22 protein-coding genes are annotated in these 26,219 nt (G+C 71.5%); 9 read left to right on the forward strand and 13 right to left on the reverse strand.

Annotated elements, in window-relative coordinates; all coding sequences use genetic code 11:
* The first annotated feature begins 414 nt into the window (after window positions 1-414).
* The 3 genes from ACU4ZT_RS00235 (at window position 415) to ACU4ZT_RS00245 (ending at window position 5,063) form a co-directional block, all read left to right on the forward strand.
* Window positions 415-3,342, forward strand: coding sequence for an NACHT domain-containing protein (locus ACU4ZT_RS00235; protein ID WP_445337557.1), 2,928 nt, complete (start codon window positions 415-417; stop codon window positions 3,340-3,342).
* Window positions 3,343-3,647: 305 nt separating this feature from the next.
* Window positions 3,648-4,388: a HEAT repeat domain-containing protein gene (locus ACU4ZT_RS00240; protein WP_445337558.1), complete on the forward strand. Its 741-nt coding sequence runs from the start codon at window positions 3,648-3,650 to the stop codon at window positions 4,386-4,388.
* 84 nt (window positions 4,389-4,472) lie between these two features.
* A complete protein-coding gene (locus ACU4ZT_RS00245; RefSeq protein WP_445337559.1) occupies window positions 4,473-5,063 on the forward strand; it encodes a dienelactone hydrolase family protein in 591 nt (196 codons plus the stop codon).
* A gap of 21 nt (window positions 5,064-5,084) precedes the next feature.
* Here the strand turns inward: ACU4ZT_RS00245 and ACU4ZT_RS00250 are convergent, their stop codons facing one another.
* The 7 genes from ACU4ZT_RS00250 to ACU4ZT_RS00280 form a co-directional block, all read right to left on the reverse strand.
* The gene (locus ACU4ZT_RS00250) at window positions 5,085-5,810 is read right to left on the reverse strand and encodes a TetR/AcrR family transcriptional regulator (RefSeq protein ID WP_445337560.1); all 726 of its coding nucleotides are present in this window, start codon (window positions 5,808-5,810) and stop codon (window positions 5,085-5,087) included.
* A 96-nt stretch (window positions 5,811-5,906) separates the two neighbouring features.
* Window positions 5,907-9,569 carry an urea carboxylase gene (gene uca / locus ACU4ZT_RS00255; RefSeq protein WP_445337561.1) on the reverse strand — a complete coding sequence of 1,221 codons (3,663 nt, stop codon included), beginning with the start codon at window positions 9,567-9,569 and terminating at the stop codon, window positions 5,907-5,909.
* Window positions 9,566-10,258: an urea amidolyase associated protein UAAP2 gene (locus ACU4ZT_RS00260; protein ID WP_063070877.1), complete on the reverse strand. Its 693-nt coding sequence runs from the start codon at window positions 10,256-10,258 to the stop codon at window positions 9,566-9,568. Before ACU4ZT_RS00260 ends, uca begins: the two co-directional genes overlap by 4 nt.
* Window positions 10,255-11,097: an urea amidolyase associated protein UAAP1 gene (locus ACU4ZT_RS00265; RefSeq protein WP_270980917.1), complete on the reverse strand. Its 843-nt coding sequence runs from the start codon at window positions 11,095-11,097 to the stop codon at window positions 10,255-10,257. Before ACU4ZT_RS00265 ends, ACU4ZT_RS00260 begins: the two co-directional genes overlap by 4 nt.
* Entirely contained in the window at window positions 11,094-12,692 is a 1,599-nt protein-coding gene (locus ACU4ZT_RS00270) for an APC family permease (protein ID WP_445337562.1), read from the reverse strand. Before ACU4ZT_RS00270 ends, ACU4ZT_RS00265 begins: the two co-directional genes overlap by 4 nt.
* 326 nt (window positions 12,693-13,018) lie before the next feature.
* Entirely contained in the window at window positions 13,019-16,387 is a 3,369-nt protein-coding gene (car, locus tag ACU4ZT_RS00275) for a carboxylic acid reductase (RefSeq protein ID WP_445337563.1), read from the reverse strand.
* A 49-nt stretch (window positions 16,388-16,436) separates the two neighbouring features.
* The gene (locus ACU4ZT_RS00280) at window positions 16,437-17,096 is read right to left on the reverse strand and encodes a 4'-phosphopantetheinyl transferase family protein (protein ID WP_254654466.1); all 660 of its coding nucleotides are present in this window, start codon (window positions 17,094-17,096) and stop codon (window positions 16,437-16,439) included.
* 256 nt (window positions 17,097-17,352) lie between these two features.
* On the opposite strand from ACU4ZT_RS00280, the gene ACU4ZT_RS00285 reads away from it, so the two are divergent.
* Window positions 17,353-18,120, forward strand: coding sequence for a meso-2,3-butanediol dehydrogenase (locus ACU4ZT_RS00285; protein WP_445337564.1), 768 nt, complete (start codon window positions 17,353-17,355; stop codon window positions 18,118-18,120).
* A 17-nt stretch (window positions 18,121-18,137) separates the two neighbouring features.
* On the opposite strand, the gene ACU4ZT_RS00290 is transcribed toward ACU4ZT_RS00285, so the two are convergent.
* Window positions 18,138-18,377 carry a hypothetical protein gene (locus ACU4ZT_RS00290; RefSeq protein ID WP_063071027.1) on the reverse strand — a complete coding sequence of 80 codons (240 nt, stop codon included), beginning with the start codon at window positions 18,375-18,377 and terminating at the stop codon, window positions 18,138-18,140.
* 116 nt (window positions 18,378-18,493) lie between these two features.
* Window positions 18,494-18,673, reverse strand: a complete 180-nt coding sequence (locus tag ACU4ZT_RS00295) for a hypothetical protein (RefSeq protein WP_445337565.1) — start codon at window positions 18,671-18,673, stop codon at window positions 18,494-18,496.
* Between the two features lie 109 nt (window positions 18,674-18,782).
* Here ACU4ZT_RS00295 and pcp point away from each other — a divergent pair, with 109 nt between their 5' ends.
* The gene (gene pcp, locus ACU4ZT_RS00300) at window positions 18,783-19,424 is read left to right on the forward strand and encodes a pyroglutamyl-peptidase I (RefSeq protein ID WP_445337566.1); all 642 of its coding nucleotides are present in this window, start codon (window positions 18,783-18,785) and stop codon (window positions 19,422-19,424) included.
* 31 nt (window positions 19,425-19,455) lie between these two features.
* On the opposite strand, the gene ACU4ZT_RS00305 is transcribed toward pcp, so the two are convergent.
* Both ACU4ZT_RS00305 and ACU4ZT_RS00310 read right to left on the reverse strand, forming a co-directional pair.
* Window positions 19,456-19,899, reverse strand: a complete 444-nt coding sequence (locus tag ACU4ZT_RS00305) for a hypothetical protein (RefSeq protein WP_445337567.1) — start codon at window positions 19,897-19,899, stop codon at window positions 19,456-19,458.
* Window positions 19,900-19,996: 97 nt separating this feature from the next.
* On the reverse strand, window positions 19,997-21,391 hold the full coding sequence (locus tag ACU4ZT_RS00310) for an MFS transporter (protein ID WP_445337568.1): 1,395 nt from the start codon (window positions 21,389-21,391) through the stop codon (window positions 19,997-19,999).
* Between the two features lie 71 nt (window positions 21,392-21,462).
* On the opposite strand from ACU4ZT_RS00310, the gene ACU4ZT_RS00315 reads away from it, so the two are divergent.
* A complete protein-coding gene (locus ACU4ZT_RS00315; RefSeq protein ID WP_445337569.1) occupies window positions 21,463-22,209 on the forward strand; it encodes a phosphotransferase in 747 nt (248 codons plus the stop codon).
* A gap of 26 nt (window positions 22,210-22,235) precedes the next feature.
* Here the strand turns inward: ACU4ZT_RS00315 and ACU4ZT_RS00320 are convergent, their stop codons facing one another.
* Together ACU4ZT_RS00320 and ACU4ZT_RS00325 are read right to left on the reverse strand one after the other, a co-directional pair.
* Window positions 22,236-22,685 (reverse strand): NUDIX hydrolase, encoded by a 450-nt coding sequence (locus ACU4ZT_RS00320; RefSeq protein ID WP_445337570.1) that lies wholly within the window; start codon window positions 22,683-22,685, stop codon window positions 22,236-22,238.
* Entirely contained in the window at window positions 22,682-23,176 is a 495-nt protein-coding gene (locus tag ACU4ZT_RS00325) for a MarR family winged helix-turn-helix transcriptional regulator (protein ID WP_063070867.1), read from the reverse strand. The genes ACU4ZT_RS00320 and ACU4ZT_RS00325 overlap by 4 nt, the downstream gene beginning before the upstream one ends.
* A gap of 227 nt (window positions 23,177-23,403) precedes the next feature.
* Between ACU4ZT_RS00325 and ACU4ZT_RS00330 the strand changes: the two genes are divergently transcribed.
* From ACU4ZT_RS00330 to ACU4ZT_RS00340, 3 genes are all read left to right on the forward strand, one after another.
* Window positions 23,404-24,072, forward strand: coding sequence for a hypothetical protein (locus tag ACU4ZT_RS00330; RefSeq protein WP_063070866.1), 669 nt, complete (start codon window positions 23,404-23,406; stop codon window positions 24,070-24,072).
* A gap of 98 nt (window positions 24,073-24,170) precedes the next feature.
* Window positions 24,171-25,271, forward strand: coding sequence for a S26 family signal peptidase (locus ACU4ZT_RS00335; protein WP_445337571.1), 1,101 nt, complete (start codon window positions 24,171-24,173; stop codon window positions 25,269-25,271).
* The gene (locus ACU4ZT_RS00340; RefSeq protein ID WP_445337572.1) at window positions 25,268-26,173 is read left to right on the forward strand and encodes a LamG domain-containing protein; all 906 of its coding nucleotides are present in this window, start codon (window positions 25,268-25,270) and stop codon (window positions 26,171-26,173) included. Before ACU4ZT_RS00335 ends, ACU4ZT_RS00340 begins: the two co-directional genes overlap by 4 nt.
* The last annotated feature ends 46 nt before the right edge of the window (window positions 26,174-26,219 follow it).

The following is a 26,219-nucleotide window of genomic DNA, read 5'->3' on the forward strand; positions in this document are numbered from 1 at the left end:
ATTCCGTACCGGCAGTAACGCTGGACGCCCGTTTGTACATTTGCACGCGGTGGCGCAGGCGTCATCCCATTGTCATGCGCCTTTTCAGCCCCTCGAGCTGTCAAAGCCCGCGGCCGATGTCCTGGCGCAGGGGCCTTCACCTTATGTCCGGAGATCTGTGTTCCTACCACCGGCCGTGAAGCTACTCCGTAGAATCACGCGCCGCATTGGCAAGACTTCAGTGCCCAACTTGGCAAGGAGTCAGCTGGCGAGAAGCTATAAGTATCGTCGGATCAGCAACCCCTGCCCCCAGAGTGCGGGTCAAAAAGACTGGACCACTTCGCGTCAAGGCAGTCAGTCGATACGGTCTATCAGCGCACTGTGCCGCAGGCGTAACCGAATCGATCGTAATGATCTTATAACAAGCAGGACACTATGATGGCATCACACGAGGAAGTAGATCTAAATACTGTCCTAGCAGGAGCGCTATCCAATCTCATAAGCGACGCGGTCAAGTTCGTTGTCGGGCGCGCCACTATGAGCCTGAGTCGCAGAAAAGGAAAAAGCCCCGTTCGAGCTTTCGAGCACACGGCTCTCGCTGCCAAAGATATTACTGGTGAGATCAGCCTAGTTGCATTAATGACTAGTTGCGATGGCAAAATAACGGCAAAAGCGCTGAGTGACGCCCTGTCCAGTCCGGCAGTCTCCACGTCCGCTCGAAACATCTTTGCCGCGAATCTTGTGCCTAATAACGTACAGTACGTATCTCAAGCGTTGTCATCGTTTCACGAATCGCTGGTTCGCGTTCTCACGGCCGCTCCGTACGCCCTCACAAATGATCGGGCACTCAAAGTGGCCGCGGCCGCGGGGGACATCGTTGCGGCAGCATGCGTTTCTCGGGCTGAAGAGTACCTATCAGCAGGGCGCAATGAATCCGCGGCCATTACATCCGCGATGGGAGAGGTCGCACTCGCGCTACTGCTCCGAATCCAGGATCTTCTTAAGTCGATAAACGGAGCACCTGGTCCTCAGCTCGTCTTCGATTGGAAGCATCAATTCAGGGCTCAAGCCGTTGCCAAACACGGAAAAATTCCCATCCCCGACTTTCGCGAAAAACGACACGTGTCATTAACCGACCTTTACATTCCTGGTAGATTGTCCGCATATCCGCCTGGAGACACAGATGTTCGCCGGCTCGAGGACTACACTGTTTACACGCTTGGCGATATGTTTGACCGTGATGTCATCTTGGGAGATCCGGGTGGAGGCAAGACAACGGCGACCAATGCGATTGCGCTGTCGCTCGCCAGTAACGATAACGGCCCAGTCCCAATAGTTGTCGAATTGCGAGACTTTAGTAAGGTCAGCGCCACCCAATCGTTGACTGACTATATAAGCACAGTTATTCGCACGAAGTATCAGACTGAGCTTCCGAACGGAATTTTGCTTATGCTGCTGAATACAGGCGACGCTGCCATAGTGTTCGACGGTCTAGATGAGCTTCTGAATGCACACGAGCGGTCGAATATCGCCGACAACATCGAGCTCTTTGCAAATTTGTACCCCAATGTTCGCATTTTGGTTACATCGCGAAAGGTTGGATACGCGGAGGCGAAACTAGACCCTCGTACTTTTCGTGCTCATCTTTTGGCGCCGTATTTGATATCGGATGTTGAACAGTACGTGGACAAGTGGTTTCATTTGCAGGCCGAGACGACGAGTGCCGAGGCGACGGTTTTGGTGGCCGGATTTATCGCTGAAAGCGCTCAGATAGACGATCTACGAACAAACCCTCTGCTGCTCGCACTGTTATGCATCATCTACCGGGGGCAGTCGTACTTGCCAAGTAACGCCCTCGACGTTTACGAGCAGTGCAGTGAACTCCTTTTTCGGACCTGGGACAAAAGTCGTCGGATTAAATACAATGCTTCATTTGAGCCTTTCCTCGACAATGCTCTGAATCATCTGGCATACTCCATGTTCACAACGCCGTCCGTCAATGATGGCGTACCCGAACACCGGCTTAAGGCCGAGTTGGCCGATTATTTTGCCGTTGAAGCTTTCGCCGATCGAGCCAACGCTATTCGAGCGGCGGACGAGTTCGTGGATTTCTGTAAAGGTAGAGCTTGGGTATTGAGTGAAGTGGGTCTGTCGGTCGACGACGAGCCGTTGTTCAAATTCACGCACAGGACTTTCATGGAGTACTTTGCGGCCGTGGAACTCTCTCGCCTATATTCAGATTCGGCCAAACTCGGGCGCACTTTGCTCCCTAAGGTTGCCCGAAATGAGTGGGATGTTGTGGCGCGCTTGGCGATTCATGTCCGTAACCGGTCGAATAAGCAGGGCGCGGAGCTTGCTATCAAAGCAATGCTTCAGGGGTCTAAGTCGCGATCCTGGGGTTACCGAGAGAATGTCCTTAATTTTCTTGCACGGACCGTTGATTACTTACCAACATCGCCTCGCATTGTTGCCGAGCTTACAACCGCTTGTTTGGATTCAGTTCGTAGTTTGGCGGATGGCGCTGGTTCCCTGCCGCACTTGTCGATTCACACACTAATTTATGTAAATGAGAGGTTCGACGGTGTCATCGACGATGCTGTCGCTATACGTCTGCGTGCCTGGGGAGAAAGTGAAGGCGACCTGGATCAATTTGCTGCCTTTAGTGTGATTGCGAACATGCAGTACAACTCCCTTGATCACTCCGTTCGCGCTTTCTATAAGGCAACTTGTCGAGAGGTCCTGGAGAGTATGTATCAGAAGGGCGTGGAGTCACGGGAAGTGAAGTGGCTGCTTATCTACCACATGTGGTTACATTTGGACGTCGACGCTGAAGTTACCGCAGAGCGTCTTGCCTCCGTGGGAAGCGGTGTATTTGACTGGCTTCTCTGCGCCTTTCCAAAGCGACCGCAAATGTACGATGGTGGACAGCCAGTCTCTTTCATGATGGAAAGGGCGTCACTCGAGCTATGGCAGAAGCCCAATCCAGCAGAGAGCGACGGGGTGTCATTTGAGGCTCTATTTACGGGGTTAGTATCACGCCTGACTGGTGAGAATAAGGCTTTTACGCTGGAACTAAGTGATAGTACGAGACATGGTCTGATGACCCCGTACGGAGCACGTGTCAAAGATATAGACCTAGAATTAACGCGCAGTGCGGGAGTATTGGGTTTTTTGCTCGTCGTCACCGAGTACTTGTCGCGTACGCTTATCGAAGAAGACTTGCAGGTGATGGGCGAAGATATCTGCGAAAGTCTCATCCGGGAGTGGAAGCACAGGGCGAAAATGCACAGCAGTGCTCTTATTGATGTACTCCTACCCATGAGTCCTGCTAACGTGCAAGAGTATTTGCAGGTTGGTAAGTGAGTGTAAATTTGCCCGTTCCAATGAGATGAAGCGGGCGTTGGCGGATTGAGCCAGTTCACGTGTAAGGCGCTTAGTGCTGTGGGCCTGATACTTGGTGAACCAGAAATATCGAGTCCGTCACTCCAGGTGTAAAGGGCTTACGCGGTTTGGTCTTGAATTTCCAGGCGGAGCTGCCGCGCATGGGCACCACCTTGCTCCCCAATCCGAACACCATCGAAGGCGGCAGCCGGCTGTGGTGTTTCGGCAGGACGAGCCCGAGATGTTGACTGCTGCAGGATCCATGTACGGGCGGGGAGACTTGACGCATGCCCGCACCCCACCAGCGCCCGGCTGGCCCAGACCGCTCCCGCCCCGCCGACGCCGAGATCGCCGCCCGCCTCGCCGCCGCCCTCCGCGCGCCCGACGCCTCCGCCCGCCTCCAGGCCGCGCTCACCGCGGGCACCCGGCCGCATCCGGCGCTCGTCGAGGGGCTGATCCACCGCTGCCGGGTCGAGCCCGACCTCAACGTGCGCGAGATGCTCACGTGGGCGCTGATCCGGCACGACCGCGAGCTCACGATCCCGCCGCTGGTCGCCGAGCTCGCGTCGCCCGTGCCGCAGGCGCGCAGCCAGGCGCTGCACACGCTCTCCAAGATCGGCGACCGGCGTGCTCTGCCGGCGATCGGGCGCGAGCTCCTGCGGGACCCCGACGAGCACGTCGCCCGCACCGCGTGGCGGACGGCGTCGGGCCTGATCGACGCCGACCGCGATCCGACCGGCGCCGGGCTCCTCCTCCGCGAGCTGGCGTCGCAGCTCGGCCGCGGACCCGCCGAGATGCAGCACAGCCTCACGCGCGCCTTCGTCGCGGTCGGCCGGCTGGCGCAGCCCGTGGTCGAGCGGTCGCGGCAGGCGGCCGACGGGCGGGTGCGGATCCACGCGCTCGCGACCCTCGCGATGCTCCGCGACCCGGCCCTCCGCTTCGAGGACGCGGTGGACGACGCGCGCCGCCTGTCCTTCGGCGGCCACCTCGCGGCGGAGACGGACGGCCGGCGCCCTTCCCCGCGCTGATCCCGGTCCCTATCGTGGGCAGCGACGGCCCGCGACGTCCGCGCGCCGACGGATCCGCGTCCGCGCGGCGGGCGGGAGGCTCCCTTGGCCGAGATCGTGCTGTTCCACCACGTGCAGGGCGCGACGCCCGGCGTCCACGCGCTCGCCGACGCCCTGCGCGACGGCGGCCACGTCGTGCACGTGCCCGACCTGCTCGACGGCGCGCTGCCCGAGACGGTCGAGGCGGGCCTCGCGCTCCTGGCCGGCCTCGACGACGGCGTGGTCGCCGCCCGCACCGATCGCGCGCTCGAGGGCCTGCCCGCCGGGCTGGTGTACGCGGGCGTCTCGTGGGGCGGATCCATCGCGCAGCGCCTCGCGCAGACCCGGCCGGGCGCCCGGGGCGCGCTCCTCTACGAGTCGTTCGTGTCGCTCTCGGCGGAGTGGGCGTTCGGGCCGTGGCCCGCGGGCGTTCCGGTGCAGGTGCACGGCATGGCGCGGGATCCGTACTTCGCGGGCGAGGGCGACCTCGAGGCCGCGCGCGAGCTCGTGGACGCGGTCGGCCCCGAGCTCGCCGAGGTCTTCGTCTACGACGGCGACGCGCACCTGTTCACGGACGCGTCGCTGCCGTCGTCGGATCCGGTCGCCACCGCCCTCGTGGTCGAGCGGTCGCTCGAGCTGCTGGCGCGCATCGGCTGAGGCCGTCCCGCCCCTCGGATCTCAGCTCGTGGATCCCGCGCTCGCCGCATCCACCCCCGCGGGCACCGTCGCCAGCAGCCGCTCGGCGTCGCGGCGTGCCTCGGCGATCTCGGCCGTCCCCAGCCCGCATGCGCGCAGGCACGTAGCGGCGATGGCGTCGCGGTCGGCGTCTCCGGGCTCGCCGCGGCGGCGGAGCTGGATCACGAGCTCGGCCAGCTGGATCAGCACGGCCCCCAGCGCCTCCGGCCCGATGGTGCGGCGCACGTCGGCGCTCGCCGCGGCCGTGCCGATCCGCCCGTACGCCTCCTGCAGCTCGCGCCGCTGGGTGCGGAAGCCGTCGTACCGCTCGCCCTGCACCTCGGGCAGCAGGTAGAGCGTGCCGATGTTGTGCGGGGTGTCGGCGAGCGTGCGGAAGTCCGCCATCACGAGCGCGTGCAGGGCGCCGGCCGCCGACGCGCGGTCGGGGACGGCCTCCTCGATGCCGCGGACGACGTCGAGGCTGGGGCGCACGGAGCGCGTCAGCAGCTCGACGAGCAGGTCGTCCTTGCCGGCGAAGTGGTAGTAGAGCGAGGCCTGGCGGATCCCCACCCGCTCGGCGATGAGGCGCGTGGACGTGCCGCTCAGCCCGTGCTCCGCGAAGAGCGCGGCGGCGGCGTCGAGGATCTGCTCGCGCGGGCTCAGCGTCGACCCGGCGTCGGGCACCGCGCGGGGGCGGCCGACGCGGGCCGGCTTGTCGTCCTTGGCCATCCCGCCATCCTCGCAGGTGGGGATCACGCGAGGGCCGGGATCACGCGGCGGCCCCGGACACGCGGCGCACCCGGACCGCCTCCCGCGGCGGCCGGATCACGCCGCCCCGATCACCGCGAGCACCTGCCCGGGCGCGACCTGCTCGCCGGGCGCGATGCGGATCTCCAGCACGCGCCCCGCGACCGGCGCGCCCACCACGGACTCCATCTTCATCGCCTCCACCGCGAGCACCGCGTCGCCCGCGGACACGTCGTCGCCGGGGCGCACGTCCACCCGCCAGACGGTCGAGGTGAACGGCGCCGTGACCGCGGTCGCGCCCGCCGGCACCGGGACCTCGTCCGGCGTCGCGACGACCGGCTCGTCGCGCACGTCGAATTCGCCGGAGAGGCGCCAGCGCGCCTTCTCCTCCTCGAACGCGCGCGTCTGCGTCTCGCGGAAGGAGCGGATCGAGGCGTCGTTCGCGGCGAGGAACGCGTGGTGGTCGGCGATGGAGAACTCGCCGTCCTCCGTGGCGAAGTCGCCGCGGCCCGCGTCCGTCTCGGCCCGGAGCTCGAGCAGCTCCTCGGCGCCCACGGGGTACCACTCGATCCGGTCGAAGAAGCGCAGCGCCCAGGGGTGCTCCTGGAAGAGCCCGCCGCGGCGGAAGCGGTTCCAGATCTGCACCGTGCGGCCGACGAACTGGTACCCGCCCGGCCCCTCCATCCCGTAGACGCAGAGGTACGCGCCGCCGATGCCGACCGAGTTCTCGGCGGTCCAGGTGCGCGCGGGGTTGTACTTCGTGGTCACCAGGCGGTGGCGCGGATCCAGCGGCGTGGCCACGGGCGCGCCGAGGTACACGTCGCCGAGGCCGAGCACGAGGTAGCTGGCGTCGAAGACCGTGCGGTAGACGTCGTCGACCGAGTCGAGGCCGTTGATCCGGCGGATGAACTCGATGTTCCACGGCGTCCAGGGCGCGTCGTCGCGGACGCCCGCCATGTAGCGCTCGATGGCGAGGCGCGTCGCCGGGTCATCCCAGGAGAGGGGGAGCCGGACGGTGCGCGACGGCACGACGAGCTGGTCCGTCGGCGGGATCTCGTCCTCCAGCTCCCGGAGCAGGCCCGCGACGGCCGTGGCCTTCAGCACGCGCGGATCCGTGCGCACCTGCAGCGAGCGGATCCCCGGCGTCAGCTCCAGCACGCCCGCGGGCCGCTCCTCCTGGAGCCGGGTCATGAGCGCGTGCACGCGCATCCGGAGCGCGATGTCGAGGGTCATGTCGCCGTACTCCACGAGCACGTCATCGTCGCCGTCGCGCCGGTACGCGACGGACGGGCGCGCGTCGGTGGCCTCCAGCCGGCCGATCACGCCGTCGTCGCCGTCGCCGCCCGTGCGGATCACCGTGAGCGAGGCGCGCGCGTCGACGAGCGCCGCCGCGTCGGCCTCCTTCACGGGCACGAACCGCACGGTGTCGCCCGGCCGCAGCTGGCCGAGCTTCCACAGCTCGCCGCTCGCGACCACCGCCGGGCAGACGAAGCCGCCGAGGGACGGGCCGTCGGGGCCGAGGATGATCGGGGTGTCGCCCGTGAAGTCGATGGCCCCCACCGCGTATGGGGTGTCGTGGATGTTCGACGGGTGCAGCCCCGCCTCGCCGCCGTCCTCGCGCGCCCAGCCGGGCCGCGGGCCGATGAGCCGGATCCCGGTGCGCGCCGAGTTGTGGTGCACGCCGTAGTCGGTGGCGTACAGCACGTCGATGTCGTCGCGAGTGAAGAAGCCGGGCGCCGCGTGCGGGCCCTCGGTGACGGCGATCTCCCACGTGGAGGTCAGCGCCGGCCGCCGGTGCGCGGGCGTCGGGCCGCCGATCAGCCCGAGGCGCGCACCCGCGGGGAACGCGGGGTGCTCGGCGTCGGAGTCGGGGGATCCGGGCCGCAGCACGTCGCCCGCGAGCAGCGCCCGACCGGCGTGCCCGCCGAAGCGGCCGAGCGTGAAGGTGGACGCGGATCCGAGGTACGAGGGCACGTCGATCCCGCCGCGCACGGCGAGGAACAGGCGGAGCCCGGGCCCGTCGGCGCGGCCGATCGCGAGCGTCTGCCCGGCGGCGACCTCGATCGGCTCCCACATGGCGGCGGGCTCGCCGTCGACCGTGACCGGCGCGGGCGCGCCCGTGACGGCGACCACGGACGCCGTCGAGAACCGCAGCACCGGGCCGTCGGCCGTGATCTCGAGCCCCGGCGCGCCCTCCGGGTTGCCGACCGCGGCGTTGGCCTCCGCGAGCGACACCGGATCGAACGGGCCGCTCGGCGGCACGCCCACCTGCCAGTGGCCGAGCCGGCCGGGCAGGTCCTGCACGGTCGTCATGGTGCCGGGGGAGACGACGTCGATGCGCGGCGCCGGGTCGTCCGTCACGTCGAGCGTGGAGGTGGAGTGCGTGGCCGTGCGCAGCTCGAGGTCGTCGGTGAGCGCACGGAGGAGGCCGGTGTTCGTGACGATGCCGTCGATCCGCGTGCCGTCGAGCGCCTCGCCGAGGAGGTCGAGCGCGTCGTCGCGGGTCTCGCCCGTGGCGATGACCTTCGCGAGCAGCGGGTCGTAGAACGCGGAGACCTCGAGGCCGGTCTCGATCCAGCCGTCGACGCGGATCCCGGCGCCGGCCGGCAGCACGGCCTGCGTCACGAGTCCGCTCGACGGCAGCGATCCCTTGGCCGGGTCCTCCGCGTACACGCGGGCCTCGACGGCGTGGCCCTGCGGGATCCACTCGCGGGTGAAGAGGTCGTCGGGCAGGCCCGAGGCGCCGTCGCGGGCGAGCCGCAGCATCAGCTCCACGAGGTCGACGCCGTGCACCTCCTCGGTGACGGGGTGCTCGACCTGCAGGCGCGTGTTCACCTCGAGGAACGCGGCCTCCTCGCGCACCGGGTCGTAGACGAACTCGACCGTGCCGGCGCTGCGGTAGGAGACCGACTCCGCGAGCGCGCGGGCCGAGGCGTGCAGCTGGGCGCGCACGCGGTCGGGCAGGGCGGGGGCGGGCGCCTCCTCGATGACCTTCTGGTTGCGGCGCTGGAGCGAGCAGTCGCGGTCGCCGATCACGGCCACGCGGCCCGCGCCGTCGCCCACGAGCTGCACCTCCACGTGGCGGGCCGGGCGCACGAGGCGCTCGAGGAAGATGCCGGTGGATCCGAACGCCGACTCCGCGAGCCGCGTCACCCGGCCGTACGCCTCGCGCACCTCCTCGGGCGTCGCGCAGGCCTGCATGCCGATGCCGCCGCCGCCGCCCGTGGCCTTGAGCATCACGGGCAGGCCGACGCGCGCGGCCTCGCGCACGGCCTCGTCGGCGTCGGCGAGGAGGCCGGTGCCCGCGAGCATCGGCACGCCCGCGGCCTCGGCGAGCTCGCGCGCGGTGTGCTTGGCGCCGAACGCGAGGATCTGGTCGGCGGTCGGCCCGACGAACCGGATCCCCGCCTCCTCGCAGGCCGACGCGAACTCCAGGTTCTCGCTGAGGAACCCGTAGCCGGGATGGACGAGGCCGGCGCCGGTCGCCCGGGCCGCCTCGATGATCGCGTCGATGCGCAGGTACGACTCGCGCGGCGCGGCCGGCCCGAGGCGCACGGCCTCGTCGGCCTCGCGCACGTGGGGAGCGGCCCGGTCGGCGTCGGAGAAGACCGCGACCGTGCGCATCCCCATGGCCTTCGCGGTGCGGATCACGCGGCACGCGATCTCGCCGCGGTTCGCGACGAGCACGGTGTCGAGGTCGAGCGCCCGGCGCTCGGCGGCGCTGTGCTCGGCGGCGCTCACGGCTCCACCACGATCATCCGCAGCGGCGTGCAGCTGAAGTCGTTGCACGGGTTGTTCATCTGCGGGCAGTTGGAGACGATCACCAGCACGTCCCGCTCCGCCCGCACGGCCACCCGCTTCCCGGGCGCGCTCATCCCGTCGACGATCCCGAGGGCGCCGTCGGCCTCGACCGGCACGTTCATGAACCAGTTGACGTTCGACACGATGTCGCGCGCGCCCAGCCCGTGCCGCGCGCCCTCCGTGAGGAAGTTCTCCCGGCAGGCGTGCTGGTGCGCGGTGTGGTGCCCGTAGCGGAGCGTGTTCGACTCCTTCGAGCAGGCGCCGCCGAGGGTGTCCTGGCGGTCGATCTCGTTGCCGACCACGGTCATCAGCGGCCGGCCCTCGCTCGACATGAGCACGGATCCGGTGCCGAGGTACGCGTTGCCCTGCGCCACGATCGTGTCGGGCACGCTGTACCGCTCCTCGGGATCGTCGGCGTCGTAGACGAGGAAGTCGGCGGACTGGTTGCCGCCCACGTCGACGATGGTCAGCACCTGTCCGGCGCGCACGACGGCCGACCAGGGCGCGAGCGGCGCCACCCGGTCGTCGCGCACCACGCGGCCCGGCACGAGCGACGCGCCCCAGTCGAGCACGGCGTCGGGCGCGTGCACGGCGCCGGTGGGGACGGTGGAGGTGACGGTCGGGGTCATCGGTTCCCTCTCGCTTCGCAGCGGTCGATGGAGTTGAGGTAGGCGCGGGTGAGCTCGGGCGTCGCGTGGAAGCGCGCGTCGTCGGGCCCGGTGGGGGCGCCGCGCCAGGCGTGGATCCGCAGCGGCCCCACCACGTGGGCGGGCCGCGGGTCGAGCGGGTGCGGCACGTTCGCGACGAGCACCAGCAGCGGCATCTCGGCCACGAGGGTCACGTGGGTGCCGGGCCCGGCGGATCCGATGGGCCGCAGCGCGCCGTCCTCCTCCACGCGCACGCCCTGGAAGAAGGAGACGCCGGGCGGCAGGTCGCGCCGCGTGAGCCCGTGCTTCGCGGCGGCCTTCACGAGGAGCGACCGGCCGCTCGGCGTGGGGCCCTCGGGCGCGCCGGATCCGTAGCGCCGCTCGTTGAGCGCGTCGGTCGAGGTGCCGCAGAGGGCGTCGTGGTGGCCGGAGGTGTCCTCCACGATGCTCGCGAGGATCCGCCCGTCGCCGCTCAGCAGCGGGGAGCCCTCGCCGAGGTACGCCTGCCACGGGATCTTCACGGTGTCGGCGACGTTCAGCCGCTCGCCGGGCGCCTCCGCGTCGTAGAGCAGCAGGTGCGCGCAGGCGTCGCCCGTGGGGTCGTCGAACCGGAGGCGGGATCCGCGCGCGAGCACGCGGTGCGCGTACCCGCCGGGCGCGACGGTCTCGGCCCAGGTGAGGTCGGCCGGATCCACGCCCGCGGGCGCGAACGGCGACGAGGAGGCGGGGACGTACGGCATCCAGTCGCTCCGGAGGGCGGCCTGCGCGCGGGCGTCGTCCCGGGAGGCGGTGACGCTGTCGGTCGTGCGCGCGTCCCTCATCGGATCGCCGCTCCCGCCGGCTGGACGACCGGGATCGCGGCGGTCGTCGGCACGTCCCGGAGCTCGATGGGCCCGTCGGAGCGGTGCCGCCACGCGTGGTACCCCCAGCCGACGAGCAGCGTCGCGCCGATGAAGAGGAGCGCGCTGTACTGCAACCACCACGACCCGCCCGTGAGGTCGTAGATCTCGGCGCGCGGCCAGATCAGGTTCACGGCCATGCCGGCCTGGAAGAGCACGGCCACGACGTTGAGCGGGATGCCCCAGCGGCCGAGCGTGAACAGCGGCTTCCCGTCCTCGTCGACGCCGCCCTGCGGGAAGCGCCCGCGGATCCGGGCCACCAGCAGCGGCCCGGTGACGCCGAGGTACGCGAGGTAGAGCATCGCGATGCAGAGGCTCGAGAGGGCCGTGAAGATGGCGGACTGCCCGGCGTTGACCACCAGCGCGAGGACCGCGCCCGCTCCGACGACCACCGAGGTGAGCACGGGCGTGCCGGTGCGCGGCGACACGCGGGCGAGCTGGCGGTGGAACGGCAGGGCCTTCTCGCGCGCCATCGAGTACATCATCCGCGTGCCCGACGTCTGCACCGCGAGCGTGCACGCGAACACCGCGACCGCCACCGCGCACAGCAGCAGGCGTCCGCCCACCTCGCCCGCGGCCGAGGTGATGACCCAGGCGAGGCCCTTCGTGGCGAGCTGCCCGTCGGTGACGCTCGGCGCCGCGACCAGCGCGCCCACGATGAGGAGCGCCCCGCCGAGCCCGGAGACCACCAGCGCCCGCACGATGGTGCGCGGCGTCGTCTTCCGCGGGCTGTGCGTCTCCTCGGCGAGCTCGCCCGCGGAGTCGAAGCCGACCATCACGTACGCGGCCATGAGGGAGGACGCGAGCCACGCGAAGACGTACGGCTCGTCGCCCGTGCGGCCGGCGGTCGTGAGCACGACCTCGGGTCCGCGCTGCGGGAGGAGGAAGAGCACCGCGACGAGCACGACCACGCCGACGATCTCGATCAGCACGCCCGCCGTGGTCACGCGCGCCATGAGCCGCACGCTCAGGATGTTGACGACCGTGGTGACGGCGAGCAGGAGGATCCCGAGCAGCACGGCGTTCGCCGCGCCCGTGGGGGAGGCGACCGACGGATCCGCGTCCGGGCCGCCGACGATCTGGAACCCGGCCCAGATGGACGGCAGCACGGCCTGCACCGCGATGGCCGCGACGGCGACCGTGAGGATCTGGCCGACGATCATGGTCCAGCCGGTGAACCACCCGAACGTGGTGCCGGCGAGCCGGCTCGACCACTGGAAGATCGCGCCGGAGATGGGCCAGGAGGCCGCGAGCTGCGCGAAGTTGAGGGCCACGAGCAGCTGCCCGACGAAGACCACCGGCCACGCCCAGAAGAACGCGGCGCCGCCGAGGCCGAAGCCGAGCCCGAACAGCTGGAACACGGTTGTGAGGATCGACACGAAGGAGAACCCGGCCGCGAAGGACGAGAAGGGGCCGACGCCCCGATGGAGCTCCTGCGCGTAGCCCGACGGGGCGTGATCAGCGCGAGCCGCGGTGTCCCGGGCGTGGCCGGACGGGACGACGGGGGCGGGGGCCACGGCGGGTGCCGCCGCCGGCGAGGGGGTGTGCGGGGTGCTCAATCTTCTGGCCTCTCACGAGGGCGCGGTGCTGCGGATGCGCCGGAGATCCGGTTGCCCGGTCGGAGTATCTATCGAGCGATAGGTATTTCGATCCAGTGTGGTTCTGCCCCGTATCGCGGCCGTTTCCCTCGTGTTACCGGCGTGTATCTTCTCTCGGGACGGCGGATCCGGTGGCCGTCGCCGCCCGCCGTCACCGGCCCCGACACGCACGGAGGGGCCCGCAGCGCATCGCTGCCGGCCCCTCCGTGTGCGTCCCGCCTCGGGATCGGGTCACGTCGCGAGCGTCACCGCGCGGCCACCCGCGCCGGCGCGAGCAGCCCCAGGAACGCGAGATCGTCCGCCACCTTGGCGATGAGCGCGCGGTCGAGCGACGGGATCTCCGGCTCCCCGAGCGGGCGCACCTCGCGGACGGCCGCGGCGAAGGCCTCGGCGGGGATCGCGGAGCCGGCGTGCGGCTCCTCGGGGGCGGCGAACGCGTGCATCAGCGGCAGGACCGACCGGGCGCGGTCCGCGTCGGGCAGCGCGGCCAGCGCCGCGCGGAACCGGGCGACCCACTCCGCGTGGTCGTCCACGCGCTCGATGTCGTGGCCGTCCTCGCGGAGCCAGTCGACGAAGGTGTCGAGCGAGACGCCGTCGTCGTGGGGGTTCACGACGTTGAACGTGCGGTGCCCCTCGGTGAGCGCGGCGCCGATCGCGTCGATCGCCGCGGCCGTGAAGTCGGCGGGCAGGCCGTCGTAGTGGGACGGCTGCCGCTCGCCGTCGGGGCCGCGCCGCACGAACGAGGCCGGGGCGAGCCCGGTGGTGAGCACGCTCCACATCAGCCGGGTGAAGACGTCGGGGAGGTTCACCTGGCCGCGCCAGCGCGGGTGCGCCAGGATCATGTCGGAGCGGAACACGGCAACGGGGACGCCGTGGTGCTCGTGCGCCTCGCGGAGCAGCACCTCGCTCGCCCACTTGCTCGCGCCGTACCCGTTGGCGTACTCGTCGCCGACGGCCCACTCGGGGATCGTGGCGCGGATGTCGGCGTCCTCGTCGAGCGCGCCGGGTGCCGACGGGGCGGCGTCGGCCGTGGCGCTCGGCCGGGCGCCGCCCGCGACGGCGACGCTCGACACGAACGTCACGGGCACGCTGCCGGCGGCGATCGCCAGCCGGATCGCCTCGGCGGTGCCGACGACGTTCGGGCCGAACAGCGCCGGGTACGGGAGCACGTGGTTCACGAGGGCCGCCGCGTGCGCGACGAGGTCGACGCGGGCGGCCAGGTCCGTCCACCGCTCCTCGTCGAGGCCGAGGCGGTGCTCGCTGACGTCGCCGGCCCGCACCTCGAGCGAGCCCGCCAGCTCGGCGAAGCGCCGGGCGAACGCGGGATCGGCGGCGAACGCGGTGTCGAGGCGGCGCCGGGCGTCGGCGTCGTCGGCGCCGCGCACGATGCACACGAGCGTGCCGCCCGTCGGGGCGAGGCGCTCGAGCCAGTCGATGGCCAGGAACCGGCCGAGGTAGCCGTTCGCGCCGGTGAGCAGGACGGTCCGGGATCCCGGCGTGGTGGCCGACGCCCGGGGGACCGGGATCGGGATGCCGCCGAGCATCCGGTCGAGACGGAGGTCGCTCGCGCGGAGGGTGGAGGCGCCGGCGCCGTGCACGCGGGTCACGGTCGGCCGGTCGTCGGAGGCGGAGCGCTCCACGAACGCGGCGACGGCGGCGAGGTCGTTGGTCGGGTCGGTGATGACGCCGACGGGCACCTCGGTCTCGAACACGTCCTCGAGGATCCCGGAGAACGTCAGCGCGGACAGCGAGTCCCCGCCGAGGTCCGAGAACCGGGCCGCGGCGGCGGTCGCGGGGGACGCCTCGGCCCCGAGGAGCTGCAGGGCGGCGCGCACCACCGTGTCGACCGTCGGCTCGTCGTCGGGGCGCTCGCGGAGGGCGGCCACCAGCGTGCCGGTCTGCTGCTCCGCCAGCGCGTCGTAGAGCGCGGCGAAGCGCTCGCCGTACCGCTGCGTGAGGCGCAGGCGCAGGAGCTTGCCGGCGTCGGAGAGCATGCCGTCCTCGACCGTGAACGGCCGCGGCTCGACGATCACGCCGCGGGGCACCTCGTAGGGGGCGAGGTCGTGCTCGCGGGCTGTGCGCTGGAGCGCGGCGAGGATGTCGCGCTCCGACGCCCCCTCGGTCGCCGGCACGACGACCGCGACGAGGAACGCGTGCCGGCTGTCGCCGTGCAGCGCGATCTGGTGCACCTCGGGCGTCCCGCCGTACGTCGCCTCGAGGGAGGCCACCGCGACGAACTCGCCCTGCGACAGCTTGAGCACGTTGTTCCGGCGGTCGACGTACTCGTAGGTGTCGGGGGCGGTCCGGGCCATGACGTCGCCGGTCCGGTAGAAGCCGTCCTCGTCGAACACCGCCGCGGTGACGTCCGGCCGGCGGAAGTACCCGGCCATCGCGGCGGCGCTCTTGACGAGCAGCTCGCCCCGCGGGTACGGGAGGTCGGTGGTGCGGTACCCGAGCTCGGGGACGTCGACGAGCTTGTGCTCGGTGACGGGAGGCTGCTGGACGACCCCGTCGCGGAGGATGCCGCCGGCCTCGGTCGACCCGTACATGTCGTGCAGCGTGATCCCGAGGCACTCCTCGACGTAGGTGCGGAGCGCGGGCGTCAGCGGGGCGCTGGTGCAGATGGCGTCGCCGACGCGGCCGCCGAACGCGCGGACGCGCAGGTCGGCCTGCACGGCGGCGCGGACCGCATCCGGGTCCGCGTCGCCCGCGGCGAGCCGCCGCTGCTCCTCGCGCTCGCCCTCCTGCCGGACCATCTCCGCGACGCGCGGCACGAAGACGAACTCGGTCGGCGTGAAGGCGCGGAGGTCGTCGAAGAGCGTCGACAGGTCGGTCGAGGTCGCGAGCGCGACCGTGCCGCCGCGGCCGAGCGTGGCGAGCAGGGCGAGGCGGCCGGTGAGGTGGCTCAGGGGGAGGTACGCGTACCCGACGATGCCGTCCGCGAGGTCCGCGGCCGTGGATGCGTCGCCGGCGGGGGCGGACGGGATGGCGTGCCACAGCCGCTCGACCATGGAGCGCGTGTACATCGCGCCCTTCGGCGTGCCGGTGCTGCCGGACGTGTAGAGCAGGAGCGCGAGCGGGTCCTCGCCGGGCGCGGGGTGCCACGGGCTGACGCGCGGCAGGGCGGCGCCCCGGGCGACGAGGCCGTCGAGCGTCACGTCGGCGTCGGTGTCGGCGCCGGTGTCGGCGCCCGTGTCGAGCAGCATCGTCCGTACGCCGTCGCCCGATGCCCCGGCGACCGCCCGGGCCATCGCGCCCTGCTCGACGGTGGCCGCGATCCAGGCCGGCTCCGTCTCCTCGACGATGGCGCGCAGGGCCCCGGCGGGCGCGCTCGCCTGCAGGGGCACGCTCACCGCGCCGAGGATCCACGTGGCCAGGTCGAGGGTGATGGCGTCCGCGGTCGCGCTGCCGAGCACCGCGATGCGGTCGCCGGCGGACACGGTCTCCCCGAGCGCCGCGGCCAGCGCGCTCGCCCGGTCCCACAGCTCCCGGAAGCTCGTGTCGGTGATGTCCGGCCCGGAGCGCTCCCGCAGTGCCGTCCGCTCGGCGTGCTGCTGGAATATCGCCTCGACCGACGTGTCGTCGTGCTCGTTCTCCAGTTGCTCAGTCCCCATGGTGTTCGTCCTCTCCTCGTTCGTCCCGGAGCGCTCCTGCGCTCCGGCTTCAGTTCTCGTCGAGCGTGATGCCCGCCAGCGCCATGCCGTCGGCCACCGTCCACCGCCCGGTCCCGGTGAACGCCGGTCCGCGGCGTGCGCGGACCGCGAAGGAGCCGTCCGGGTGGAGCACGACGTGCGCGCCGTCGATGCCGTACCAGCCGCCGTGCGCCGACGTCCGCGCCTTCGCGACGGCCTCGGCGGCGGCGAACAGCACGCTGTCCGGGCTCCCGACACCGGCCGCGCGGAGCGCCTCCAGGCCCGCGGCGACGCGTGCGCCGCCGAGATCCGCCACGCGCGCCAGCACGCCGCCGGGCAGGGGCCGGGCGGGTGTCGCGTCGATGCCGATCCCGGCGTGCTCGTCGCGTCGCCCCACGGCGCACGCGCGGAGCCCGACGCAGTGCGTGATGCTGCCGACGACCCCGGACGGCCACACCGGCGCTCCGCTCCGCGCGACGGGGATCGATGCGCCCCGGATGCCCAGTGCCGCGAGCGCCTGGCGCGCGAGCACGCGACCGGTCACGAACTCCGCGCGACGGCCCGGGAGCGCCGTCGCGACGGCCTCCCGCTCGTCGTCGGCGAGGGCCCCGTCCAGGTCGTCCCTCGACGTCACCACGACCACGGAGTCGGGGAGGAGGGCCCCCTCGAGGATCCGCGATAGTAGTTGCACTGACACAACTAAACGCCCGCTTCCTCCGAGGTTCCCGGGTCGCGGGGACCGTACTACACTACGCCGCCGGACGAGCGGGGGCGACGAGCGGGGGCGTCGAGCGGTCGGTCCGCCCCTGCCGCCCGGCGCCTCGGAATCGCCTCCACGGTCCTTGACGGAGGCGCCCGCGGGGAGTCGGCTGGATGCTCCCGACGGCGGTGCGCGCGCCTCACGGCGACGTCGCCCGTCGTCCCCGCGAACCCTCAGGAGGATCACCATGGCTGGACGCTTCGACGGCAAGGTCGTCATCATCACGGGCGCAGGTTCGGGCATCGGCGAGGCCACGGCCCGCCGCTTCGTCGCCGAGGGCGCCAAGGTCGTGATCACCGACAGCGTCGAGGACAAGATCCGCGCGGTCGCCGACTCGCTGCCCGACGGCAGCGCCACCGCGCTGGTCGCGGACGCCGCCGTCTCGGCCGACGCCGACCGCGCGGTCGCCGCCGCGCTCGAGGCGCACGGCCGCCTCGACGTGCTCGTCAACAACGCCGGCACGTTCCAGTCCGGCCCCATCGCCGACATCACCGACGAGGAGTGGCACCGCGTCATCGACACCGACCTCTCGGGCGTCTTCTACGGCACCCGCGCGGCGCTCCCGCATCTGGTGGCGACGCGCGGATCCATCGTCAACGTCTCGTCGGTGTCGGGCATGGCGGCGGACCACCACATGAGCGCGTACAACGCCGCGAAGGGCGGCGTGAGCAACTTCACGCGCGCCACCGCGCTCGACCACGGCGTCGACGGCGTGCGCGTGAACGCGGTCGCGCCGGGCCTCATCTGGACCGAGCTGGTCGCCGGCAAGGAGGACGACGAGGAGCTGAAGGCCGAGTTCGCCAAGCGCATCTCCCTCGGCCGCGGCGGCGAGGCCGACGAGGTGGCGGCGGCGATCGCGTTCCTCGCGAGCGACGACGCCTCGTTCATCACGGGCGCGATCCTGCCCGTCGACGGCGGCACCACGGCGAGCAACGGGCAGCCCTCGCAGGCGTAGGCCGGTCGCGGCGCCGGTCAGGCCGCGGGATCCCCGCCCCCGGCACCCGGCGCGTCCGGCAGCCCCGCGCGCAGCCGCGCCGTCCGCTCGCGCGCCAGCTCGAGGCGCGCCTCGCCGAGCGCGGCGGTCGCGGCGAGCGTGCGCCGGCCGGCGAGCGCGACCCGGATGATCACGATGAGCGCCACCGCCACGAGCACGAGCAGCGCGACGAACACGAGCAGCACGCCCGACCCGAAGACGTCGTACGCGGTCGGCATCAGGATGCTGTCGCCGCCCACGCTCAGGCCGCCGGACCGACGGGACCGGACCCGGGCGCGTACGGCCCGCCGTTCCCGTCGGCGTCGCCGTCGTCGTCGGCCTGGAGCCGCGCGGTCTACTCGCGGATGAGCTCGAGCCGGGCCTCCTGCAGCGAGGTCGTGACGAGGAGCGTCCGCCGCGCCACGAGCGCGAGCCGGATGAGCACGACGGTCGCGACGATCGACAGCACCACGAGGGCGAGGATCACGAGGACGTAGAGGACGATGCCGATCCCGGCGCCGGAGTTGGAGATCATGTCCCGAAGCTAGCGGCCGGGATCGGTCCCACGGTGGATCGGCCTCCGGTCGGCGCGGGGCGTAGCGTGGATCCCGCCCTTCCTCCGCCGATCCGTCAGGAGCCCCCGCATGACCACCGTCCTCCTCACCGGATTCGAGCCCTTCGACGGCGACGCCAGCAACCCGTCGTGGACGGCCGTGCAGGAGGTGCGCGACCGCTGGGACGGCGACGCCGAGATCCAGGTGCGCCAGCTGCCGGTCGACTTCGCGAAGGTGGACGACGCGCTGCGGGCGGCGCTCGCCGAGGTGGATCCGGACGTCGTGATCTCCGTGGGCCTCGCCGGCGGCATCGAGACGCTCGAGGTGGAGCGCATCGCGATCAACGTCGACGACGCCCGCATCCCCGACAACACGGGCTTCCAGCCCATCGACGAGCCGGTCGTCGACGGCGGCCCGGCTGCGTACTTCAGCACCCTGCCGATCAAGGCGGCGGTCGCGGCCGTGCGCACGAAGGGGATCCCCGCGGTCGTCTCGCAGACCGCCGGCACCTACACCTGCAATCACGTCTTCTACCTGCTGATGCACGAGCTGCGCGACCGCCCCGGCACCCGCGGCGGCTTCGTCCACATCCCGTACTCCACGGAGGAGGCGATCGGCACCGACCGCCCCTACATGCGCATGGACCAGCTCGCGACGGCCCTCACCGCGGTCGTCCGCGCGACGCTCGCGAACGCGACCGACGTGAAGGTGGGCGGCGGGTCGCTCGACTGATCCGTTGCGCCGCGCCGACCGCTGGGGCGGTCTATCCGGCGTCGGGTGCGCCCGCGGCGATCGCCCAGAGCGATCCCGTGGGTGCGCCCTCCACGGACAGGGTGAGGCGCGAGCCGACCACGTCCACCTCGGGGTCGAGGACCTGGACCTGCCCGGTGCCGCACGCCATGGTCACCGGTTCGCCGTCCGCGATCCGCACGGTCGCGTCCCCCTCGGCGCCGGAGCACAGCGCGTATATCGCCAGACCCCTGCGGTCGCCGGTGATCTGGATGGCCGAGGACTGCGGCTGATCCCCCGGCCCGGCCAGCCCGCCGTACTCCGCCCGCCCGCTCTGCCGCATCGACGCGGACAGCTCGTCCGCGACGTCCTGCGGCGAGCGGCTGGGCTCGGGCGGGCGGTCGTCGGTGGTCGTGCTGCACGAGGTCAACGCGGCGACGGACAGCGCGGCGGCGACCAGGATCAGGCGGCGTGGCATGCGGGTCCTCCCTCGGCTAGAGCGGCCTCCACGCTACGGGCCCGCGGTGGATCCGCGCATCCGGAGGTGGAGGCCCGCCCCTCCTGCGGGGACCGGGTCACGCCACCCGCGCATCCGCCCCGCGCACCCGCGTCATCAGCACCAGCCCCGCGGCGAGCACGATCACGATGCCGATGATCCCGAAGCGCGTGTCGCCCGTGATGGCCACCGCGATGCCGAACAGGCCCGGCGCGAGGAACGAGACCGCGCGGCCGGTGGTCGTGTAGAGGCCGAACATCTCGCCCTCGCGGCCGGCGGGGGAGATGCGCGCGAGGAACGTGCGGCTCGACGACTGCACCGGGCCCACGAACAGGCAGAGGAAGAGGCCGGTCGCCCAGAAGCCGGCCTTGGCGTCGCCGACGGCGAGCACCGCGGATCCGCCGACGATGAGGCAGACGAGCGAGACCACGATGACGGGCTTCGCGCCGAACCGGTCGTCGAACCAGCCCGCCGCGAACGTGCCGATGCCCGCGACCACGTTGGCCGCGACGCCGAACAGCAGCACCTCCGTGGTCGAGAAGCCGAAGACCTGGGCCGCGATGATCGCCCCGAACGTGAACACCGCCGCGAGCCCGTCGCGGAACACGGCGCTGGCGACGAGGAACACGATGACGCGCGGTGACTCGCGGTAGAGCTCGGCGATCCGGCGGAACAGCGTGCCGTACGACGCGAGGATGCCCTGCCGCTTGCGCCCCGGCGCCGCCGGGATCTCGGGCACGCCCACGAGCACGGGGATCGAGAACACCGCGCACCAGATCGCGGCCACGAGGATCGCGACGCGCACGTCGAGCGCCCCGCCCGCAGCCCCCGACGGCAGGCCGAGGAGGCCGGACGCGCCGGGCGTCCCGAAGTCGAAGAGGAAGAGGCCGAGCAGGAGCGCGAGCAGCACGATGCCGCCCACGTAGCCCATGCCCCAGCCGAGGCCGGACACGCGGCCGACGGTGCGCGGCGTGCTCACCTGCACGAGCATCGCGTTGTAGTTCACGCTCGCGAACTCGAAGAACACGTTCCCGGTGGCGAGCAGCACGGCGCCGAGCCACAGGTACGACGGCACCGGCTCCACGAACACCATGCCGAGCATCGCGAGCACGACGATGCCCGTGTTGATCCCGAGCCAGAGGCGTCGGCGCCCGGATCCGTCGGAGCGCTGCCCGAGCACCGGCGCGAGCAGGGCGATGAGGAGCCCGGCGAGAGTGAGCGCCAGCGAGATCACGCCGGACGTGTCGGCCTTCGCCGCGACGAGCGCCGGGTTCCGGTCGTCGTCGCCCGCGGCGGCCACGATCGCGGGATCCACGAACAGGCTGCTGGCGAGGTACGTGCTGAAGACGAAGGTGGTGACGACCGCGTTGAAGGCCGCGGATCCCCAGTCCCAGAGCGCCCACGCGGCGACGCGTCGGCGGGGAGGGGCGGCGGGGTCGGGTCCGGCGACGGCGGCGGGCGCGGTGGTGCTCATGCTCGCAACCTAGCCCGTGCACGTGTCCCGCCGGGGTCGTGCCGCCGCCCGGCCCGCCCTACGCTGGCCCGATGGACGGACCCCTCGAAGGCGGCAACATGAACCGCGTCGAGCGCGAGGGCGACACCGTCCTCCGCGACGCCGGCCCGTGGACCCCGACCGTGCACCGCTACCTGCGGCACCTCGCGCTCGCGGGCGTCGACGGGATCCCCGAGCCGCTCGGCGTCGAGGGCGGCCGCGAGCGGCTCACCTTCCTCGACGGCGTCGTGCCCGTCTACCCGCTGCCCGACTGGATCTGGTCCGACGACGTGCTCGTCCAGGCCGGCCGCCGCCTCCGCGAGCTGCACGACGCGAGCGTCGGCTTCTTCCTCGGCGGCGCCGTCTGGCAGTCGGAGGTCAAGGTGCCGAGCGAGGTCATCTGCCACAACGACTTCGCGCCGCACAACCTGGTCTTCGCCGACGGCCGACTCATCGGCGTGATCGACGTCGACATGTGCTCGCCCGGCCCGCGCATCTGGGACATCGCGTACCTCGCGACGCGCGCGGTACCGCTCACCGGATCCACCCCGGAGGGCGCGCCCGCCATGGACGACGCGCGCCGCCGGGTGGCCCTGCTCCTCGAGGCGTACGGATCCGACGCGACCTGGACCGACGTGATCCGCGTCGCCATGCTGCGCCTCCATGACCTCGCTGAGATGTCGCTCGCCAAGGCCGACGAGCTCGGCAAGCCGCACCTCCGCGACGAGGCCGTGCTCTACCGGGCCGACGCCGCGCACCTCCGCGGGATCCTCGACGCGGACCGGGCCGCCGACGCCTGACCGGCGACCCGCCGCACGCGCCGCCCTCACCCGCGCGGCAGCAGCCCCGCGACCTCCCGCAGCACGTCCGCGTCCTCGTAGGCCAGCTCCATGCCGACCGCCTCGGCCACGGGGAACCACGCCACGCGCTGCCCCTCGGTGAGCGCGATGTCCTCCGCCGGCACGTGGAGCCTGGCCGTGAACGTGTGCTCGACGCCGTAGGACCGCGTCCGCGTCATCAGGTGCGTGACCTCGGCGACCGGGATCCGCGCACCCAGCTCCTCCTCGGCCTCCCGCACGATGCACGCGAGCGGCGTCTCGGGCGGCTCGAGCATCCCGCCGGGCAGCGCCCACATGCCGGGGAACGGGATGGTCGGGATGTCGTCGCGCAGCTGCAGGAGGATGCGCCCGCTGCCGTCCACGAGCACGACCTGGCAGCCCTCGCCCGCGGCCGCGCTCGCCGCAACGCCCGCGCCCGCTCCCGCCGCAGCGCTCACGCGGTCCCCGCCGCGTCCGGCCCGTCCATCGTGTGCGCCGTCATCGCGATCGCCGCGCGCGCGATGTCCTCCGCCGTCTCCTCGGATCCGAGCCCCGGCGACGCCCGCAGGGCCACCTCGGCTGCCGCGCGGTAGTCCGCGGCCACGCGCGCGAGCTTGGCGCGGCCGGTGTCGGTGAGCTCGAGGAAGACGCTGCGCCGGTCCCGCGGATTGGGCACGCGGCCGAGGAGCCCCGCGACCACCAGCCGGTCGATCACGGCGGTCACCGCGCCCGTGCCCATGGAGATCTCGGCGGCGAGCAGCTTCGGCGTGATGCGGCCGAGGTCGCCGACCAGGCTGATCACGGTCAGGTCGGTGGTGTTCATGCCCACGTCCTGGGCGATGCGCGTGCGCAGCTGCCGCTGCGCCGTCTCGACCATGTGCAGCGCGTTCGCGAGCGCGTCCACGGCCGCGGCGTCGCGGCGGCGCGGAGCGGTTCTCTCCGGGGTCATGGGCGGTGTCCCTGAGTCGGGGATCCGGGCGGATCCGAGTGCGGTCCAGCGACTGTAACGCGACGGAGGGGGGTCATCCGCTCCGCGAAGGGGATGTCCCTCGCAGTGGGGGGATTGCACGGAATCCAAGTAGCTGTACATTCGAGTTACTTGCAAAGCGAGTCAACGATCTTCAGACCGGGGGCTCACCCAGCCCCTCACCCCTTCCGAACCCAGGAGCCACGAACATGTCGAACCACATCGCCCCCGCCGCCAAGATCAAGCGCGTCCGCTTCGCCCCCCTCGCCATCGCGACCGGCGTCGCCGCCGCCGTCCTCCTCTCCGTCTCGATGTCCGGCACGCTGTCGGGCTTCGTCGCCTCCATCACCAACGACACCAACACGGCGGCCTCCGGCTCGCTCGTCATGCAGGAGTCGCAGGCCGGCGCCAACGGCGCCCCCACCGTCACCTGCCTCAGCACGAGCGCGGCGACCGGCGTCGACTCCAACGCCGCCACCTGCTCCACCATCAACAAGTTCGGCGGCTCGACCACGATGGTCCCCGGCCAGACGGTCACGAGCGTCGTGAGCATCAAGAACGTCGGCACCTCGAAGGCCTCCACCTTCACGCTGACCCCGGGCGCCGCGTGCACCCAGACCAAGAACGGCACCGTCAACGGCTCCGCCACCGACTTCTGCTCCAAGCTCAACGTCGTGATCACGGCCGCCGGCACCTCCGCGCCCGTCTTCTCCGGCACCGCCGCGACCCTCGCCGGCTCCTCCGCCAAGACGCTGACCGCCCTCGCCGCGAACGGCAGCACCGACTTCACGTTCGCCGTCACGCTCGACTCCTCCGCCGGCAACACGCACCAGGGCCTCGGCGCCTCGCTGCCCCTCACCTGGACCTTCGCCAGCTAGCACCGGCTCGACCCGGCGGGGCCGCCACGGCGGCCCCGCCCTTCCGCGCATCCCCAGCGCGCCCCATCCCCATGAGCCCCTGACCCGGGAGGTGCCCCATGACCGACATCCAGGACCGCGCGACCGCCCCCGCGACCGCTCCCCTTGCCACGACCGTCTCCGCGCTCGACGCCCTCGAGCTCGACCTCCTCGAGCTGGACCTCCTCGAGCTGGCGCCCGTCGAACTCGACCTCCTCGAGCCGGCGCCCGTCCCGCCCGCCCGCCTCGAGCCCGCCGTCACCGAGCCGGCCTCCGTCGAGCGGGACCCCATCGTGGAGGAGGCGGACCTCGACCCCGCCTCCTCCGCCCTCCCCGCGCGCGGCGCCGCCCGCCGGGCCGCGCGCATCCGCCGCCGCACCGTCGTGATGTGGACGGTAACCGTCCTCCTCACCCTCCTCGTCGCCGCGACGCTCCTCTTCCAGGCATCCGGCGGCCGCTGGTTCGTCGTGCAGACGCCCTCCATGGGCACCACGGCCCCCGTCGGCACGCTGCTGCTCACCACCCCGGTCCTCGTCGAGGACGTGGAGCCCGGCGACATCGTGAGCTTCCACCCCTCCACCGCGCCCGACGAGACCTACACACACCGCGTCATCGCGGTCGACGCCGACGGCCTCACCACCCAGGGCGACATCAACGGCGCCGTGGACCCGTGGAAGACCGACCAGGAGCACCTCATCGGCGAGGCCACGACGATCCTCCCCGGCTTCGGCTGGCTCGCGAAGGGCCTGCCGCTGATGCTCGCCGGCCTCGTGATCGTGATGATCCTCACCCGCCTCATCGCCTCGCCCACCCACCGCGCCTCGATGCGCATGCTCGGTGGATCCCTCGTGGCCGCCTTCACCGTCTTCCTGCTGAAGCCGTTCGTCGGCCTCGTCGTGCTCGACGCCGCGACCGCCGGCTCCGACGTCCGCGCCACCATCGTCAACACCGGCCTGCTGCCCATCCGGGTCGCGGCCGAGGGCGGCTCCGCCACCTCCGTCGTCTCCGGCGCGGTCAGCACGATCACCGCCCCGGCGGCCGAGGCGGGCCACTTCCACGACATCTCGTCCACGCTCGACCTCCCGCTCTGGGGCTGGGTCGTCTTCTTCGCCCTCTGCGCCGTCCCCCTCCTCTGGACGCTGATCGTCGGCCTGCCGACGGAGGAGGAGCGCCGCGCATGAGCGTCGCCGCCCGCCTCCTCGGCCGCGCCGCCTCCGCCGCGGACGCCCGCCTCCCACCCCGTCGCGCCCCGCGCCTCGCCGGGATCGCCGCCTCCGTCTCCGCGGTCGCCCTCGGTGCGGTGCTGCTGCTCGCACCCGGCACCAACGGCGCCTACACCGCCGCGATCGCCAACACGAACAACACCGCCGCGTCGTCCGCCGCGTTCTTCACCTGCTCGAGCGCGTTCGCGGCCGACCGGGCCAACGCCGTCTTCGCGTACCCGCTGAACGAGGCGAGCGGATCCACGCGCGCCGTCGACGCGGCGGCCGGCACCTACCCGGGCACCTACCGCGGCAGCATGGTCAGCACCTCGGGCTCCCCGATCGCCTGCTCACGGGACACGGGCGGCGCCTACACGCTGAACGGATCCACGAGCCAGCTCACCAACTCCCTCATGCAGCAGGGCCCCGCGACCTTCAGCACCGAGGTCTGGTTCACGACGTCGGTGAAGGCCGGCAAGCTCATCGGCTTCGGCAACTCCCCGTCGGGATCCTCGTCGGCGTACGACCGCCACACCTACGTCTCCACGACCGGCCAGCTCGTCTTCGGCACCTACAACAACGGCTACCAGACGCTCACGAGCCCGGGCAACGTCGCCGACGGCACCTGGCACCACGTGGTGTCGACCATGTCGCCGAGCACGGGCATGACGCTCTACCTCGACGGCCAGCGCGTCGCCGGCAACACGGCGTTCACCGCCCCGGAGAGCAACACCGGCTACTGGCGGATCGGCTACGACAACACGTCGGGCTGGCCGAACCCGGGCAGCGGCTACTTCACCGGCAGCATGCGCTTCGCCGCGCTCTACAAGACGGCGCTCACGGCCACGCAGGTCAAGGCCCACTACGACGCCGGGCGCTGACCCCCCGGGACGCGAGAGGAGGGGCGGCCGTCGGGCCGCCCCTCCT

This window comes from Clavibacter davisi (assembly GCF_052751415.1).